General features: G+C 68.3%; 16 protein-coding genes. 6 read left to right on the forward strand and 10 right to left on the reverse strand.

Going from position 1 to position 15,666, the window contains the following annotated elements:
- Positions 1 to 3 precede the first annotated feature (3 nt).
- The 9 genes from IEY68_RS13475 to IEY68_RS13515 are packed head-to-tail and all read right to left on the reverse strand — an operon-like array spanning position 4 to position 8,894.
- Positions 4 to 411 carry an aconitase X swivel domain-containing protein gene (locus IEY68_RS13475; protein ID WP_062997965.1) on the reverse strand — a complete coding sequence of 136 codons (408 nt, stop codon included), beginning with the start codon at positions 409 to 411 and terminating at the stop codon, positions 4 to 6.
- Positions 404 to 1,684, reverse strand: coding sequence for an aconitase X (locus IEY68_RS13480; protein WP_229718762.1), 1,281 nt, complete (start codon positions 1,682 to 1,684; stop codon positions 404 to 406). The genes IEY68_RS13475 and IEY68_RS13480 overlap by 8 nt, the downstream gene beginning before the upstream one ends.
- Positions 1,666 to 3,012, reverse strand: a complete 1,347-nt coding sequence (locus IEY68_RS13485) for an FAD-dependent oxidoreductase (RefSeq protein WP_189094244.1) — start codon at positions 3,010 to 3,012, stop codon at positions 1,666 to 1,668. Before IEY68_RS13485 ends, IEY68_RS13480 begins: the two co-directional genes overlap by 19 nt.
- Complete coding sequence (locus IEY68_RS13490; RefSeq protein WP_063916276.1) at positions 3,009 to 3,782, reverse strand: alpha/beta fold hydrolase; 774 nt, start codon at positions 3,780 to 3,782, stop codon at positions 3,009 to 3,011. The genes IEY68_RS13485 and IEY68_RS13490 overlap by 4 nt, the downstream gene beginning before the upstream one ends.
- Positions 3,779 to 4,582: an ABC transporter ATP-binding protein gene (locus IEY68_RS13495; RefSeq protein WP_062997959.1), complete on the reverse strand. Its 804-nt coding sequence runs from the start codon at positions 4,580 to 4,582 to the stop codon at positions 3,779 to 3,781. Before IEY68_RS13495 ends, IEY68_RS13490 begins: the two co-directional genes overlap by 4 nt.
- A complete protein-coding gene (locus tag IEY68_RS13500; RefSeq protein ID WP_062997957.1) occupies positions 4,582 to 5,358 on the reverse strand; it encodes an ABC transporter permease in 777 nt (258 codons plus the stop codon). Before IEY68_RS13500 ends, IEY68_RS13495 begins: the two co-directional genes overlap by 1 nt.
- On the reverse strand, positions 5,355 to 6,185 hold the full coding sequence (locus IEY68_RS13505; RefSeq protein WP_189094245.1) for an ABC transporter permease: 831 nt from the start codon (positions 6,183 to 6,185) through the stop codon (positions 5,355 to 5,357). The genes IEY68_RS13500 and IEY68_RS13505 overlap by 4 nt, the downstream gene beginning before the upstream one ends.
- Positions 6,182 to 7,894, reverse strand: coding sequence for a dihydroxy-acid dehydratase domain-containing protein (locus IEY68_RS13510; RefSeq protein ID WP_062997955.1), 1,713 nt, complete (start codon positions 7,892 to 7,894; stop codon positions 6,182 to 6,184). The genes IEY68_RS13505 and IEY68_RS13510 overlap by 4 nt, the downstream gene beginning before the upstream one ends.
- 1 nt (position 7,895) lies before the next feature.
- The gene (locus tag IEY68_RS13515) at positions 7,896 to 8,894 is read right to left on the reverse strand and encodes an ABC transporter substrate-binding protein (protein ID WP_062997953.1); all 999 of its coding nucleotides are present in this window, start codon (positions 8,892 to 8,894) and stop codon (positions 7,896 to 7,898) included.
- Positions 8,895 to 9,096: 202 nt separating this feature from the next.
- Here IEY68_RS13515 and IEY68_RS13520 point away from each other — a divergent pair, with 202 nt between their 5' ends.
- From IEY68_RS13520 to IEY68_RS13545, 6 genes are all read left to right on the forward strand, one after another.
- Positions 9,097 to 9,885, forward strand: a complete 789-nt coding sequence (locus IEY68_RS13520; protein ID WP_062997951.1) for an IclR family transcriptional regulator domain-containing protein — start codon at positions 9,097 to 9,099, stop codon at positions 9,883 to 9,885.
- A gap of 296 nt (positions 9,886 to 10,181) precedes the next feature.
- Positions 10,182 to 10,916: a TetR/AcrR family transcriptional regulator gene (locus IEY68_RS13525; RefSeq protein ID WP_229718763.1), complete on the forward strand. Its 735-nt coding sequence runs from the start codon at positions 10,182 to 10,184 to the stop codon at positions 10,914 to 10,916.
- A gap of 91 nt (positions 10,917 to 11,007) precedes the next feature.
- Positions 11,008 to 11,202, forward strand: a complete 195-nt coding sequence (locus tag IEY68_RS13530; protein WP_062997949.1) for a ferredoxin — start codon at positions 11,008 to 11,010, stop codon at positions 11,200 to 11,202.
- Positions 11,199 to 12,053: an NAD(P)/FAD-dependent oxidoreductase gene (locus IEY68_RS13535; protein WP_189094247.1), complete on the forward strand. Its 855-nt coding sequence runs from the start codon at positions 11,199 to 11,201 to the stop codon at positions 12,051 to 12,053. The genes IEY68_RS13530 and IEY68_RS13535 overlap by 4 nt, the downstream gene beginning before the upstream one ends.
- Positions 12,053 to 13,270, forward strand: coding sequence for an NAD(P)-binding domain-containing protein (locus IEY68_RS13540; RefSeq protein ID WP_062997947.1), 1,218 nt, complete (start codon positions 12,053 to 12,055; stop codon positions 13,268 to 13,270). The genes IEY68_RS13535 and IEY68_RS13540 overlap by 1 nt, the downstream gene beginning before the upstream one ends.
- A complete protein-coding gene (locus IEY68_RS13545) occupies positions 13,270 to 14,484 on the forward strand; it encodes a cytochrome P450 (protein ID WP_062997945.1) in 1,215 nt (404 codons plus the stop codon). Before IEY68_RS13540 ends, IEY68_RS13545 begins: the two co-directional genes overlap by 1 nt.
- Before the next feature lie 48 nt (positions 14,485 to 14,532).
- On the opposite strand, the gene IEY68_RS13550 is transcribed toward IEY68_RS13545, so the two are convergent.
- Positions 14,533 to 15,660 (reverse strand): 3,4-dihydroxy-2-butanone-4-phosphate synthase, encoded by a 1,128-nt coding sequence (locus IEY68_RS13550; protein WP_189094248.1) that lies wholly within the window; start codon positions 15,658 to 15,660, stop codon positions 14,533 to 14,535.
- Positions 15,661 to 15,666 lie beyond the last annotated feature (6 nt).

A 15,666-nucleotide genomic window follows, 5' to 3' on the forward strand; every position in this document is an offset into this window, starting at 1 on the left:
TGATCAGTTCTCCCGTCGTATCAACACCGTGCCTGCTGTCCCGTCCACCTCGACGAGATCACCGGTGCGGATGGCGCCGAAGGCTTCCGCGCCGGTTACCGCCGGGACATCGAGCACCACAAGTCCCAGTGCGAGTTTGCTGTTCATCCGCGTGAAAACGATGGCGCACGGCGCGGTGCCCTGTAGCTTCGCCAGATGGAACTGCCCGGACCAGCCGGAGGAGCCCTTCGCGCCCGGCAGTACCAGAACCCCGCCGGCGAAACTCTGCCCGCGCTGGGGATGGCTGCTCTCGACTATTGTGCCCGTCCGTGGGTCGATGCCGCCCCAGCCGGACACCGGGGCGGTGCACACCAGCGCACGTCCGCGCGCCCGGCCGCCGACGACACCGCGGCCGTGCACCAACTCAAGCATCGGGCCACCGCCCGCTCAGCGCGGCGCCGATACAGGTCTCGACACTGCCGAACCAGCCCTGAACGCCCGCGATCGCCGGCAGGTAGTGCGCCTGTTTCGCCGAGTCGGTCGCGAACACGCGGGTTCGCGGTGGCAGGAACTGCCCGATCGCCGGGCAGGTGTCCGACAGCACCCGGCCGCCCGCTTTTTCGATGGCCGCGACGTAACCGCTGCGCTCGGCGACCGTGCGCAGCGCCCGCGGTGTGAACACCCACAGCGTCGTCGAGTCCGCGACGCGGCGGCCGCCGAGCAGCCGGGCGACCTCGCGCACCTGTTCCAGTGACGCGTGTGGACAGCCGATCATCACGAAGTCCACATCGCGGTCGCTCGCCGTCCGGCACAGCGACGCGACCGTTGCCACACGCGCCGCCGCGTCGAAGACCGACCCGTCCTCCGGCGCCCGCCCACCCAGCGCCTGCTCGACCGTGTGCGCCTCGGGTGTCACCCCGGGCAAGTGATACATCTCGACATCACCGGAAGAGGCAGCGGCCGCGCCGAACTGCTTGAGCCGCACCGGATTCGGGTCCAGACCAGGGCCGGTGAGCACCGGCACCGCCTCCTGGACCTGTTCGCCCACCCAGTATCCGAGGATGTTCCAGTCCTCGGTCGTGACGACCGGATAACGCACCTCGATCAGGTGCGTGGCCCGGCGGTGCTCGTCGAGGTGGTAGCCGCAGTAGGGCGTCCGGCCGGTGAGCATCGACGCGGCCGAGGATTCGCGGCCCTCGGTGTTGGTGCGGGCGCCGAGCACGGAGTTGATGTAGACGACCGCCGAGGACTCCATCCACGCGCAGTGCTCGCCGAACCGGGGCACGTTGCCCACCTGGTACGGCGTGCACGTCGACAGCAGGTCCACCCCTTTCTCGGCGAGGTACTTCTCGCTGTCGTCCATCGCGGCCGCATCGGTGGGCGCGACGCCCTGTAGGTCCCACTGATCGGTGTCCCGCGGCCCGATCAGCTGGCAACTGTGCGCGCGGAACGGCGGCACATCCACCTTCTCGTCCAGGTCGAGGGAGAACCGGGAGAACAGTGCGGCGGGGTCGGTGGTGCCGAGCACCCGGGCGTGCCGTGGCCCGAAGATGTTGGCGCCACACACATTGTCGGTGTCGATAAGTCGCTCGGCGCCCATCAGTTCGCCGTAGCGGACCAGCAGTTCGAGCGCGGCCTTGACCGCGGGGCCCTCCTCGCCGGCGAGCATCCGTTCGTCCGCCGGGCTCAGTGCAAGGTCAGACACGCGCCCTCGCTTTCCAACTCCGTACGCAGTCGCGAGGTGTCGACGCCCGAGACAGTGCCACGCACCTCCAGTGCCAGGTGTGCGGCGGTCCCGGCGGCCTGCCCCATCGCGAAGCACGGGCCCGCGACGCGCGCGGCGGACTGGCCGCCGTGGGTCATCGACGCACAGCGGCCCGCCACCAACAGGTTTCCGGGTCCGCTCGCGGGCACCAGCATTCGGTAGGGCAGTTGGTTGTAGCCCAGTGGGTCCTCGCCGTAGGGCCAACGGATGTCGAGGTCACCGTCCACATGCGCCTCGACCGGCCAGCCGTTGAGACCGATCGAATCCTCGAAACGGGCGCAGGAACGAACATCGTCCTCGGTCAGCACGTACTTCCCGAGCAGCCGCCTGGTCTCCCGGATTCCGATCTCGGGCCCGATGTCGACGATGTAGGCCCGTTCGAAACCGGGAGCGTGCTCGCGGATGAAACCGAACACCTCCTGCGCCTGCGCTCGGCCCTGCACCTCACCGTGTGTCAACTGCCAGACGTCGGTGCCGTCGACCGCGCTGCCGTCGGCGTTGCGCAGCTGCGTCGCGTTGGCTCGCCATTCGAGGTCGTCACGCTGCGGACGGACGATCGCGCCGCGGCGTGGGAATCGCGGACGGCCTGCGGCGACGGCCTCGTCCATCCGCTGTGGGAGGGTCTTCCACGCCGGTCCGGCCCGCTCACCGTCCACCGCATTGATGCGGAACATGGTGGACGGGAACAGCATCTCGCCGTACGGGTCGGCCTTCTCATGGCTGGTCGCGGTCCAGGCCAGCAGATCGCCGTCACCGGAGCAGTCGATGAAGACCTGACCACGCAGGACTCCCCTACCGGACTTCGACTCCACCACGACACCGTCCACGGTGGAACCCTCGGCGACTACGCCGACCGCGAACGCGTGGTAGAGCAGCTGCGCACCGGCGGCCAGTACATGATCGTCCGCGGCGCTGCGGTAGGCGGGGATGTCGTAGGCCTGCGCCTGAATACGGTCGCTGAACGACAGGTGTGGCGCCCGCAACCCGCCGAGCCGGTCGATGCGCTCGAGCAGCTCGGTGGCATGCCCGCGGACAGTCAGCACATGCTCGCCGTGGACGTTGGAGTACATACCGCAGAACGTGGACAGCCCGCCGCCGGTCCCCGCGCCGCCGAGATATCCGGTCTTCTCCACCAGCAGCGTGCTGCGCCCGGCGCGGGCGGCGGCGGTGGCGGCCGCGAGCCCGGACGGACCGCCGCCGAGCACGACGACCTCCCATTCGCCGAGTACGGGCGTGCGCCGGGCGGGCTCGGCGACGTAGGCGTTCACGATGTGGCCTTTCGGGTGGTGGCGTCGGTCCAGTGTTCGAGCAGCAGTTCGTGGAATCGGTCCGGAACCTCCTGAGTGAGCAGGTGCCCGCCGTTGGGCAACACGACGCGGCGGGCCCCCGGCACAGCGGCGGCGATCAGGTCCGCGTGGTGCGCCGGGACAACGGCGTCGGCGCGGCCGTTCACCGCGAGCACGGGACACCGGATGTGGGCCAGCCGGTCCCGCAGATCGGTTCCGGCGATGGCTTCACAGCATCCCGCATAGCCCTCCGGGTCGAGGCGGTCGACGCCGGAAACGGTGCGTGCGACCAGAACCGACGGCGCGGCGGCGACCGCCGGGGAGTACCAGCGGCCCAGCAGACCCGAGGTCGCGACGCCCATCCCGTCGTCGCGGATCGCGGCCGCTCTGCGGTGCCAGAACTGCGGATCATCGGCGAAGACGGGCGCGTTCACGGTCACGAGGCTGCGTACCCGGCCCGGATATCCGGCGGCCAGCGCGAGCCCGACGGTGCCGCCGAGGCTCACCCCGATGACGTCGACCGCCTCGATCTCCAGTGCGTCCAGTAGGGCGACCGCGTCCCCGACGAGATCGTCCAGGCTGTACGGGCCCGGCGGCACCGGGGAATCGCCGTGCCCACGATGGTCGTAGGTGATCACCCGGCGTCGCGCCCGCAACCGCTCCCGTTGCGGCGCCCACATCGCGGCGGTCGTGCCCAGTGAGGCGGACAGCAGCACCGGCTCGCCGGATCCTTCGTCGGCGAACGCGATCATGCGGCGGCCCCGGGCTTGCGGAGTCCGGCCTTCGCGTCCTGGATGCCGCGATGCACGCGGGTGCGCAGCTCGGCGAACTCGTGCGTCGAACGGCTGGTGACCTGATCCCGTTCGGCCGGCAGCCGGATGGGAACGTCGTCGAGGACGCAGGTGGGCGAGGTGGACAGCACCAGCACCCGCTCTCCGAGATAGACCGCTTCGTCGATGTCGTGGGTGACGAACAGTGTTGTGATGCCCAGGGTCCGCCACAGCGAGCGCACGAGATCTTCGAGCTCGGCACGCGTCTGCGCGTCGACGGCGGCGAAGGGTTCGTCCATCAGCAGCACCTGCGGCTCGTAGGCGACGGCCCGCGCGATCGCCACCCGCTGCTGCATACCACCGGAAAGTTGCCACGGATAGGAGCTACCCGAGTCGGCGAGGCCGACCGCGGTGAGCGCGTGGTCGACGAGCCGGTCCCGCTCCGCGCGCGGCAAACCCTTCTGCCGCAGCGGAAGGTCGATGTTCTGCCGTACCGTCTTCCACGGGAACAGGCTGCGCCCGTACTCCTGGAATACCACGGCCATCCCGGGTGGCGGAGCGGTCACCGGGGCGCCGTCCAGCACGACCTCGCCCGCCGTGGGCGTGAGCAGCCCGGCGAGGCACTTGAGCAGTGTGGTCTTACCCGCGCCCGAAGGCCCTACGATGCAGGCGAACTCCCCGCGTCCGACGGTGAAGCTGATGTCACCGATCGCCTCCACGCGGCGGCCGGCGGATTCGTACACCTTGTTGAGGTTGCGCACCTCGACCATGTTGTCGGCCATCAGCCGTTCCTCTTCTGCGACTCACGCAGGCCCAGGTACCAGCCCAGTGCCCGCTTCTCTACGACGGTGAACAGCGCGGACAGCACGAATCCGATGATGCCGAGCAGGATGATGCCGCTCCACATCTGCGGAATCGCGAAGCTGCGCTGGAACTGCACGATGCTGAATCCGAGTCCGTTGGTGGCGGCGAACATCTCGCCGATGACCATCAGGATCAGCCCGATCGACAGCGACTGTTTCAGCCCGGCCGCGATCTGCGGGCTCGCCGCGGGCAGCACCATATGCCGTAGCCGGGCTGCCCGCGTGATGCCGAAACTGCGGCAGGTGTCGATCATGACCTCATCGGCGGCGCGCACGCCCTCGACGGTGTTCAGCAGCACCGGCCATACACAGCCGGAGACGATGACCAGGACCTTCGAACCGTCCCCGATACCGGCGACGATCGCGATCACCGGCACGAGCACGGTCGGCGGGATGGCGCGCAGGAACTCCAGAACCGGCTCCGCGCCACGGCGCAGCGCGTCGGTCAGGCCGAGTGCCACACCCAGCGCCACCCCGATCACGGCGGAGAGGGCGAACCCGGCGAACAGCCGCAGCAGGCTGGGCACCACATCGTCGGCGAACCGTTCGGAGAACCACAGCCGGCCGAACCAGTCGAGGATCGTCGACAGCGGCGGAAAATAGTAGCTGGTACTGCCCGCGCTGGTGAACCACCAGAGCGCGATGAGCACGACCGGCAGGCCGAGCGCGAGCAGGACGCGACGCAGGATCGTCATCGGGCACCTCGTGATCGACGGACCGACGGGTGCCAGCTGAGCGCGGCGCGCTCGGCGAACCGGAACCCGATATTGACCAGCACACCCAGCACTCCGGTGAGCACGACGAGCGCGAACACCGCGGTCGTGGCCCCACTGCTCTGCGCCACCGAAATCAGCTGCCCGATCCCAGGGGTGCCGATGACCAGCTCACCGGTGATCGCCAGCACCAGCGCGACCGAGGCGGCGAGCCGGACTCCGGTGAATACGAACGGCAGCATGGTCGGCCAGACCACATGGCGAACCGTGCCCCACACGCTGAAGCGGTACGACCTGGCAGTGTCCTGTGCGACCGGGTCGATATCCTGGATGCCGTAGAGCACCTGCACGAGCACCTGCCAGAAACCGGCGTAGACGATGAGCACCACGCCGGACTCGAAACCCGTGCCGAAGATGAGGATGACCGCGGGAATCAGGGCCACCGAGGGGATCGGGCGCAGGAATTCCACCGTGGAGGCGGTGAGCGCGCGCAGCAGCGGCACCAGCCCGATGACCACCCCGGCCACCACACCGGCGGCGACCGCGACCACCAGCCCGATCGCCCAGGTGCGTACCGTGCGGCCCAGCGCCTCCCAGAGCGCCGCGTCGCCGGCCTCGCGGCCGAGTTCGGCCAGTATCGAGCTGAGCGGGGGCAGCGCGCCTTCGGCGAACAGGCCGGTGCGCGGGAGGAGTTCGGCCACCACCACGGCGATCACGATGCCGACCGCCGGTGCGATCCGTGGCCGGGCCTTGCGTGTCCGCGTGACCGTGTCCGGCCCGATCTCACGCGGAACTTCGAGCACCTTCATCGGGCCCCTCCGAGATCTGTCCCGCAACGGCTTTCGCAGTCCCGCCTTCCCAATACCGCACCACAGGCGAGGCTGCCGACGGCGCTGTCGTAAATGGACAGCCAGCCCGGCGTGCGGACGGTTTCGGCGATGGCAACATCACGGCTCGCCAGTTCGTCCGGATCGACCTCGACATCGACTGTGCGGGTGGTGAGGTCGATGCTGATCACGTCACCGTCCCGGATACGCCCGAGCGGGCCGCCCGTGGCGGCCTCCGGGTTGACCTCGCCGACCACGATCCCCTTGTTCACCAGCCCGGAGAGCTGGCCGTCGGTGACCACCGCGACCTTCTCCCCGAGTCCGGCGCCGTCGAGGGCGAAAACGAAGGCCGAGGCCATCGCCATTCCGGGCCCACCGTGTAAACCCATACCGCGCAGCACAACTACGTCACCGGCCTGCACCTCGCCGGCGGCGAGCCCCTCGATGGCCGTCTCCCGCGAGGAATAGCAGCGGGCCGGGCCGCGGAACCGTGCGGGCCGCTCCTCGTCGACGGGCAGTTTGACGATCGACCCTTCGGCGGCCAGCGAACCGCGCAGGATCACGATCGAGGGACGACGCGAGAACGGGTCCGCCGGCGAGCGGATGAATTCCGGGTCCGCGGCCGGTGCTTCGGCGAGCAACTCGCCGAGCGGACGGCCGGTGACCCCGACGGTGTCGAGGTCCAGCAGTGGCGCCAGCGCGGCGAGCACCCCTCGCGTGCCGCCCGCGTCGTCGAGCTGCTCGATGAGGTGCGGGCCATTGGGTCGTACCGCGGTGAGCACCGGAACCCGGTCGGCCAGTTCTTCGTACAGCCGCCACACGTCGACGTCGAGTTCCGCTTCCACCGCGATGGCCTGCAGATGCTTGACGGAGTTGATCGAGCCGCCGACCGCGAGCATCAGGGTGACCGCGTTGCGGATCGCGCCCGCGGTCAGCACCGACCGCGCCGAACGGCCACCGTGGACCATCTCGACGATGTGCCGTCCGGCCGAGCGCACCGCTTCCCACATGGTCTCGCCGTTGGCGCGGGTCGGGGTGGTGCCGGGCAGCGCGAAACCGAGCGCCTCGGCGGCCATGTGCATGGTGTTGGCGGTGCCCATCCCGGCGCACACTCCGGGACCGCGGATCGCGTTCTCCGACATCGCGAGCAGGTCTTCCGCCGACGTCCGGCCCAGCGCTGTGTGCCCGGCGTGCAGGAACACATCCTCGATATCCGCGCCGCCGTCCTCGTGCAGGGCGCTGCGCTGGTAGCCGCACGCGACGAGCACCGTCGGCAGGTCGAGCCTGCCCGCCGCCATCATGTGGGCGGGCGCGGTCTTATCGCACGAGCTCAGGCACACCATGCCGTCGAGCAACGCGCCCTCGACCACGACCTCGATATCGTTGACGATCAGGTCGCGGGTCGGCAGCACATACCGCCCGCCGGCCCCCGCGCTGGTCACGAAGTCGGCCGGGGCCGCGGTACGGATCTCGAAAGGCAGCCCGCCCGCCTCGCGGATGGCTTCCTTGAGCACCGGCACGATGTCGTCGAGGTGGGCGAAACAGGCGGCCAGGTCCGACGAAGAGTTGACGACGGCGATCTTGGGCCGGGTCATCTCCTCATCGGTGATGCCCAGCGACCGCCATTCGGCCCGGCGGACGGCCCAGCGAGACGTGCCGGCCGGCAGGTCACTGCGTAGCGGGGAGGTCATATCAGGCCACCGAACCCGACCACATGAGGTCGTTGTAGGAAACGTCGTCGCCGATCAGGTCGAACTGCCGGGCAGCCTTGACGAACACATCGACCGAAGACGGCGGGATCAGCGGCGCGAAAGTCGGCAGGATGACCCGCTGCGCGACGGCCGGGTCGATCTTCATGAACGACGACAGCTGCGCCCTGGTCTCCTCGGGATGACTGCCGGCATAAACCAGCGACTCGTCGATGGCGGCCTTCAGCGCGGGAAACAGCTTGGGATTCTGCTGGAGCTGCTGTTCGGAGGTGAAGTACACCGACGTGGTCAGGCTGCTGTTGGACATGTCGAGGTAAGGCGAGGCGATCACCCGCGTGTTCGCGCCCGCCGCGATGGTGTCGAACGGCTCGGCCGTCACCATCGCATCGATATTGCCGTTGCCCAGTGCCGTCACCGCGTCGGGGAAGGGCATCTCGACGAAGTCGACCGAGGCCGGGTCGGCGTGCGCGGCCTCGACCGACACTTGACCCAGCATCTGCAGCAGACTCTTCAGCGTGTTGACGCCGACCTTCTTGCCCGCGAGATCGGCAGCCGACCGGATGGGGCTGTTCTCCGGGACCCGGATCATCGTCACGTCCTTGCCGGCGACGCCGGTCGAACTCGAGCCCGACGCGATCACCTTCAGCGGCAGGCCCTGACTACGGGCCGCGAGCACCGAGACGATATTGCTGAACGCGAACTGATATTCGCCGGTGATCACCGGCGGCACCGCCGCGGCGCCGCCCTGTGCGGTGTTGATATTCAGCTCGATGCCGCGGTTGGCGAAGAAGCCCTGCTTCTCCCCCAGGTAGAGCGCGGCGACATCGATGACCGGGATGAACCCGGCCTGCACAGTCACCGGTGTCTGCGGCGTGGGGTCCAGTCCGGCCGGGACGGCGCCACCACTACAGGCGGTGAGTGACAGCGCCAGTGCGGCCGCGGCGGCCAGAGCCGTTCTCCGGCGCAGAGTCGGGAACTCCATCGTTCCTCCACGAGATTCGGGACCCGAAAGCCGGGGCCGTGGGATGTTCTTTTCGGACCCTACATTTCTGAACGCCTGTGCGCCAGCCGCACGCACACATGTGCGCTATGCGTACAGTAAAGAGGGCATCCGAGGGACAGTCGAGTCCGGCGGATGTGCGAGAGTGGTCGCCGCACAACCACACCGGAACGGGAGATGAGGCATGGAGCTGCTCGAGGACGGTCCGGGCGACGCGGACTTCGTCCAGGCGTTGGCGCGCGGACTGGAAGTGATCAAGGTCTTCGACGCGGATCACCCGTCTCGCTCGTTCAGCGATGTCGCCAAGGCGACCGGGTTGTCGCGCGCCGCGGTGCGGCGATCCCTGCTGACGCTGCAGCGGCTCGGCTATGTGCACAGCGAGGGAACACTCTTCGGCCTCACCCCCAAAGTGCTCGAACTCGGGCACGCCTATCTGCGCGCCCTGTCCACACCGCAGATCGCCGAGCCGCATCTGAAGAGCTTGATGCGTGGGGTGCACGAAACCACGGCACTGTCCGTTCTGGATGGTGACCATGTGGTCCACGTCGCGCGCGTGGCGACCTCCGGAGTGATCACCGTGTCCATCAACGTGGGTTCCCGGTTCCCGGCCTACGCGACGGCAATGGGACGGGTCTTGCTGGCAGGCCTGGACGAACACGCCTTCGAGGAGTACCTGGCCCGCGTCGACCTCCAGCCGCTGACCAACCACACAGTCCGCAACGCCGATGAGCTCCGTGCCATCACCACAGCGGTCCGGGAAAACGGCTTCTGCATCGCGGACCAGGAGCTGAACAGCGGACTGCGAGCGGTCGCCGTACCGGTGCGCGACCGAGCGGGCACGGTCATCGCCGCAGCCAATATCGCCGTCAGCGCGGGAGTGCGCAGCCTCGAAGAGCTGCGGAACATGGTGCCGAGATTGCAGGAGTGCGCCACCGCCATCGAGGCCGACCTGCATCTGATCGACGGCCCCTGATCACCGCTCGTCGAGGACAAGCGATCATGGTTCGCCGGCCCTGACCGGTGCGCGACCCGGTGCGGAGTCGACGTTCCGTAAGTGGTGACGCGCCTCCACGGAGCGCCCTGCACTCCCTGGATCATCGATGTCTTCGGCACGGTAGAGCTGGGCGGCCGGGGCGCGGATGCCGACCTTCGTCCGCACACCGAGGCCGGCAAGAATGCGAGGGCGCTCTCAGCGCAACGGCCCCTGCGATGCAGTACCGCGATCGGCATCCCGGCGCTCCGCGTAGGCTCGGTCCGAGGAGGTCAGGTGTGGTGAGCCGGGGAGCCGGACGATCGCGTAGTCCGCGCGGCCAGGGCGAGCAGTTGCGCCGGGAGATCCTGACCGCCGTGAACCAACTGCTCGCGGAATGGGGCGGCGTCGAGAAGCTGACCATGCGCGCAGTGGCCAATGAGGTGGGCACGACCGCGGCGAGTATCTACATGCACTTCGCCGACAAGACCGAGCTGGTGTGGGCCGCCCTGTCGGACAAATACACCGAACTCGCCGCGAAAATGGCCGCGGCCGATGCGGCCGCGGCGTCCAGCGGGCCTCGCGAACAACTCCGGGCCCAAGCCCACGCCTACTGCCGCTTCAGCCTCGACCACCCCGGCCACTACCGGTTGATGTACGAGGTGCGCCAGCCCGAGGTGGACGCATCCCGGATCGGACAGCACCCCGCGCGTCTGGTGTCGGAGGGTTTCCGCACGGCGTTCGCGCGCTGCCGCGAGGCCGGCTACGGGCTGGCGTTGCCGATCGAACAGTCCGCACAGACCCTGTGGAGCGGCCTGCACGGAGAATTGTCCCTGTCACACAGCCTCTTCTTCGACGCCTCCACCGAGTCGCTGGTACTCACGCTCGCGGACGGGCTACTGGACGCACTCCTGTCCGGTTCCCCGGATAGTGACCAGCGATGGCCATCGCCTACGGCATCGCCCGCTTCCCAGCACATCCGATCGATCATGAAGCGCGAAAACAACGGCGCCATCAGGCGCGACAACCTCTAGCAGCACCGTTGCACGATCCTGCCGGGGATGCGTATAGTTCTGACTAAACTTAGTTTAGTTACATTTGCTAACTAGTTCGGGAAGGTCTGACATGAAAATCTCTCTGGACATCGATAAGTGCTGCGGTGCAGGTCAGTGCGTCTTTGCCGCCCCCGAGGTGTTCGACCAGCGGGAGGACGACGGCGTCGTCTTCCTGCTGGACACCGATCCACCGCCCGCGCAACTGACCGCCGTCCGCGAGGCCGCCGCGGTGTGCCCCGCCGCCGTGATCGGCGTTCGCGAATGAACGCCGATCCGCCGGAATCCGTCGTCATCGTGGGTGCCTCCGCCGCCGGTCTGAGCGTCGCCGAAGGGCTGCGGCGCGCCGGGTACACGGGTCGGGTGACAGTGATCGGCGAGGAGCAGCACCAGCCCTACGACCGGCCTCCGCTGTCCAAACAGCTCCTTGCTGAGGGCTGGGACACCGAGCGGGTGTTCTTGCGCACTCCGGAGGACATTGCCGGACTCGACCTCGATCTCCGGCTGGGTCGGCGGGCCGTCGGCCTGGACATCAGGGACCGACGGGTCGCGCTCTCCGGTGGAGAGGAGGTGGGCTACGACGCCCTGGTGGTGGCCACCGGGGTCGCCGCACGCCGGCTGCGGGGAACGGAGGGGGTCGCAGGCGTCCATTCGCTGCGCACCCTGGAGGATGCTCTGGCGTTCCGCGACGCACTGCGTATGCAGCCGAGGCTTGTCATTGTCGGCTCCGGATTCGTCGGCGCCGAGGCGGCCGCGGTCGCCCGCACGTTGGGCGCCGAGGTCACGATGGTCACCGACGCCGCCGCGCCACTGGCCGACGCGCTGGGTAGCGAACTGGGCACGATGCTCACCGAGGTCCATCGAGATCACGGCGTCCGAATCGAGACCGACGCACTTGTCGACTCGGTACCGACCGAATCCGGCCGGGCCACCGGCGTGCGCCTCGTCGACGGGCGGACGATCGACGCCGACTGCGTTCTGGTCGGCATAGGCGCGGTGCCCAATACCGACTGGCTCACCGGCAGCGGTGTGCCGGTGCCGCGCGTCACCCGTGGCTACCGCCGGCATGTCACCGAGCGCACGCCCATCGAATCGCTTCTTACAGTGGGGATCTCCTGATGACACAGCAACAACTGCGAGCCGGGGTGGTCGGCCTCGGCATGATCGGCGGCGGTGTCGCCGTCAGCCTGGCCCGAAGCGGTCGTATCCCGGCCGTCTACGATATCCGGCCCGACGCCGCGGATGCGTTGACCGGTGTCCCCGCACCGTTCGACTCTCCCGCCCAGGTGGCACGGGAAAGTGACGTGGTGATGGTCGCGGTGGTCGACGCCGACCAGGCACGCGCGGTGATAGCCGGGCCCGACGGCGTGCTGGCCGGAGCTCCTCCGGGACTGATCGTGGTGCTGCTGTCCACGGTGGCACTGCCCGTGGTCCGCGAGCTCGATCAGCTCTGCGCCGAGCACGGGGTCGGATTCCTGGATTGCGGCGTGACGCCCGGGGACAAGGCCGCCGAGAACGGCATGGTCGCCATCCTCGGCGGCGACGACGCGGTGGTCTCCACCGCGCTGCCGGTCCTGCAAGCCTGGGCAAAGAAGGTGGTGCACTGCGGTCCACTGGGCGCCGGCATGGCCACCAAGATCGCCCGCAACGTCGTCACCTACGGAAGCTGGCACACCGTCACCGAGGCCGCCGCCCTGGCCGCCGCGGCCGGGGTCGACCCGGCGAAATTGGCCGAGGTGATCGAGAGTGCGGACCCGCAGGGGCGCACTCTGCTGCAACTCCTGCATATGCGTGGTGCCGACGGCGACTTGCCCGAGGAGCTCGGCCGCAAGATCGAACCGCTCATGACCAAGGACCTGGCCGCAGCCCGGGATCTGGCCGCCGAGCTGGGCGTAGAGATTCCTCTCGCCGACGTCGCCAGAACCTATGTGCGCGAGACGCTCGGCCTCCCGCCGGCGGCATCGAACAGCGCCGCGCGCGACCGCGGTCTGGCCATGATGGACGCCGTCTACGGCCCGGACTTCGGACAGAACCTGCCCGACAGCGCCAGCCCGTTCACCGACACCACGGTCGAGCACCTCTTCGCCGAGGTATGGACCCGGCCGGGTCTCGATATCCGTGACCGACGGCTACTGGTGCTCGGCGCGACCGCCGCCCTCGGCCGCCCCGACCTCGTACAGATCCAGGTGCGCGGCGCTCTCGCCAACCACGAACTGACCCCCGACCAACTACGCGAAGCCACTCTCCAACTCGCCTACTACGTCGGCTGGGGCAATGCCACAGCTACCCACCAGGGCGTCGAAGCCGCCCTGGCCGACACCTTGCAGGAGAAGTAATGATCGAGAGCATCCTCCATCAGCCGGTCACTCGCTCCACCGCCGCACCACTGGACCCGCCGGTCGAATATCACCAGCTGCGCGAGGACAAGCCGGTGCACCGTGTCTGCTTCCCCAACGGGCTCGAGGGCTGGCTGGTCACCCGCTTCGAGGAGGGCAGCACGGTTTTCGGCGATCCACGGTTCACTGCCCGCCGCCAACGCCACGACACCCTGCCCGGCGAGACCGGCCACGACACACCCTTCGACCCGGTCTTCGTGATGATGGACGAACCCGACCACAGCCTCTACCGACGCCTGTTGTCAGGACGGTTCACCCCGAAGAGCGTGCAGAACCGGCTCCAGCCCTACATCGATCAGATCGTCGACCAGCATCTCGACGCGATCGCGGCCGGCCCGGAAACATTCGACTTCGTTCAGGCCATATCGCTGCCCATTCCCTGCTTGGTGATCTGCGAACTCCTCGGCGTCCCCTACGCGGACCGCGACGAGTTCCACCACGCTACCGAGGCCCTGATGGACATGGGTAACACCCGCGCCGAACGCGATCGCGGCGCGCACTGGCTGATCGACTACATCACCGACCTGATCGCGGAAAAGAAGCGCAGCAACACCACGGGCGACCTGCTCGCCGAACTCATCGCCGCACAACGCGCGGATGCCTCCTTCGTCACCGACAGCCAGCTCATCGGCATGGGCGTGCTCCTGCTGTTCGCCGGACACGACACCACCGCCGCCATGCTCGGACTGTCCGCGTACACCCTGCTCACCCACCCCGAACAACGCCGCCACCTCATCGACCACACGGACGAACCGCTGAAAGTGGGCACGATGGTCGAGGAGCTGATGCGCTACCTGACCATCGTCCAGTTCGGCCTGGGCCGGGTCGCTCTGCAAGACGTGGAACTCGGCGACGCCCGGATCGGCAAGGGCGACCTCGTCGTAGTGGCGATGAACGCCGCGAACCGGGACCCGCGGGTCTTCACCGACCCCGATATTCCCGATTTCGAGCGAAAGATGACCCGCCACCTCGCCTTCGGCTACGGAGTCCATCAATGCCTCGGCCAGAACGTAGCCCGCGCCGAACTGAAGACCGTGCTGCCCAAACTCTTCCAGCGCTTCCCCGAGCTACGCTTGGCCGTACCAGCGGACGAGGTCCCCATGGACGTCACCGGCACCAACTACGGAGTGAAAAAACTGCTGGTCACCCGGTGACCGGCAAGTATTGCGTAGCGAACGGGGCTGTCGAGGCACGCTCTGGTGTCACTGCACAATTCCGCGCCGGACTTCGGACGCGGTTCCCAGCGGCCCGCCTCGAACCGGCGGCGATATGACCGGTGCGGAATCGTGCGAACTGGTAGCGATTCCGAAGGCAGCCAAGGTCTCGGCCATACCCGGCACCGGCACGAGTAGTTCTGCACCGATCAGACCCATGTCTCGAATGATCTGAGCGATATCGGCGATACGCCCGTCGTGGTTGCGGGCGTAGCCGAGGTCGAGGCTGTTGACCCGGCGTTCGACGATGATCACGTCGCTCCCGGACGCGGAGAGGTGAGCGAACAGCGTCTGCAGGTCGGTGTCGGCGGGATGGGCATGGGGCGCGAAGTCACGTTCTCGGTACACGTGCACCATCGGGTCGCCCCTGCCGTCCGGCTGGTCGATCCGATACGCGACATAATTCGATCCAGTTGCAGTGCTGTGGAATCCGGTCGCACAGAGGACTCCGAACGGTGTACCGCGTCGTTCGGTGAAGCAGGTGCGCACATGGTCTTCGCTGACCCGACGGTAGGCAGCGACGTCGTCGACCGTGACCCAGTTCAAGTGGTGTGCGCGGGCGAACTCGCGGCATTCGGCGGCGCCGGCGATGGCGGCAGGGTCCTTGTCCGATACGAGGGCCGCGAACGCTACCACCCGGTGCAGCCCGGCCAGGCCGGCCAGGTCGGTGCCGGCTTCGGCCGGACCGCGGTGGCCGAGAACTCCGTCGGCGACGGCCCGAACCGGTATCACGTGCCCTGGGCGGGTGAACTCGGTGGCGGTGCTGTGCGGATCGGCCAACTGCCGCAACGTGTCGGCCCGATCACTCGCCGAGATCCCGGTACCGCTGCCGACGGCATCGACCGATACCGTGTGGTTGCTGCCCGAGAGGCCCGGGACCGCTCCGACCATCGGCGGCAGTCCTATTCGATCGCAGTGGGTTCCGGTGAGGCCGGCGCAGAGGAATCCGGAGCTGTACCGCACCATGAAGGCCACGGTTGTCGTAGTCGCTTTTTCGGCAGCGGCGAGCAGATATCCATCGGGGTCGGTGCCGGGGCTTCCGATCAGCACGGTCGGACACCCCGCAGCGAGGTCGGACAGCACTCGATGCACGCGGTGGACGGGGGAACTGTCCATGGTCGG

The sequence above is a fragment of the Nocardia jinanensis genome (assembly GCF_014645735.1).
Taxonomy (GTDB): Bacteria; Actinomycetota; Actinomycetes; order Mycobacteriales; family Mycobacteriaceae; genus Nocardia; species Nocardia jinanensis.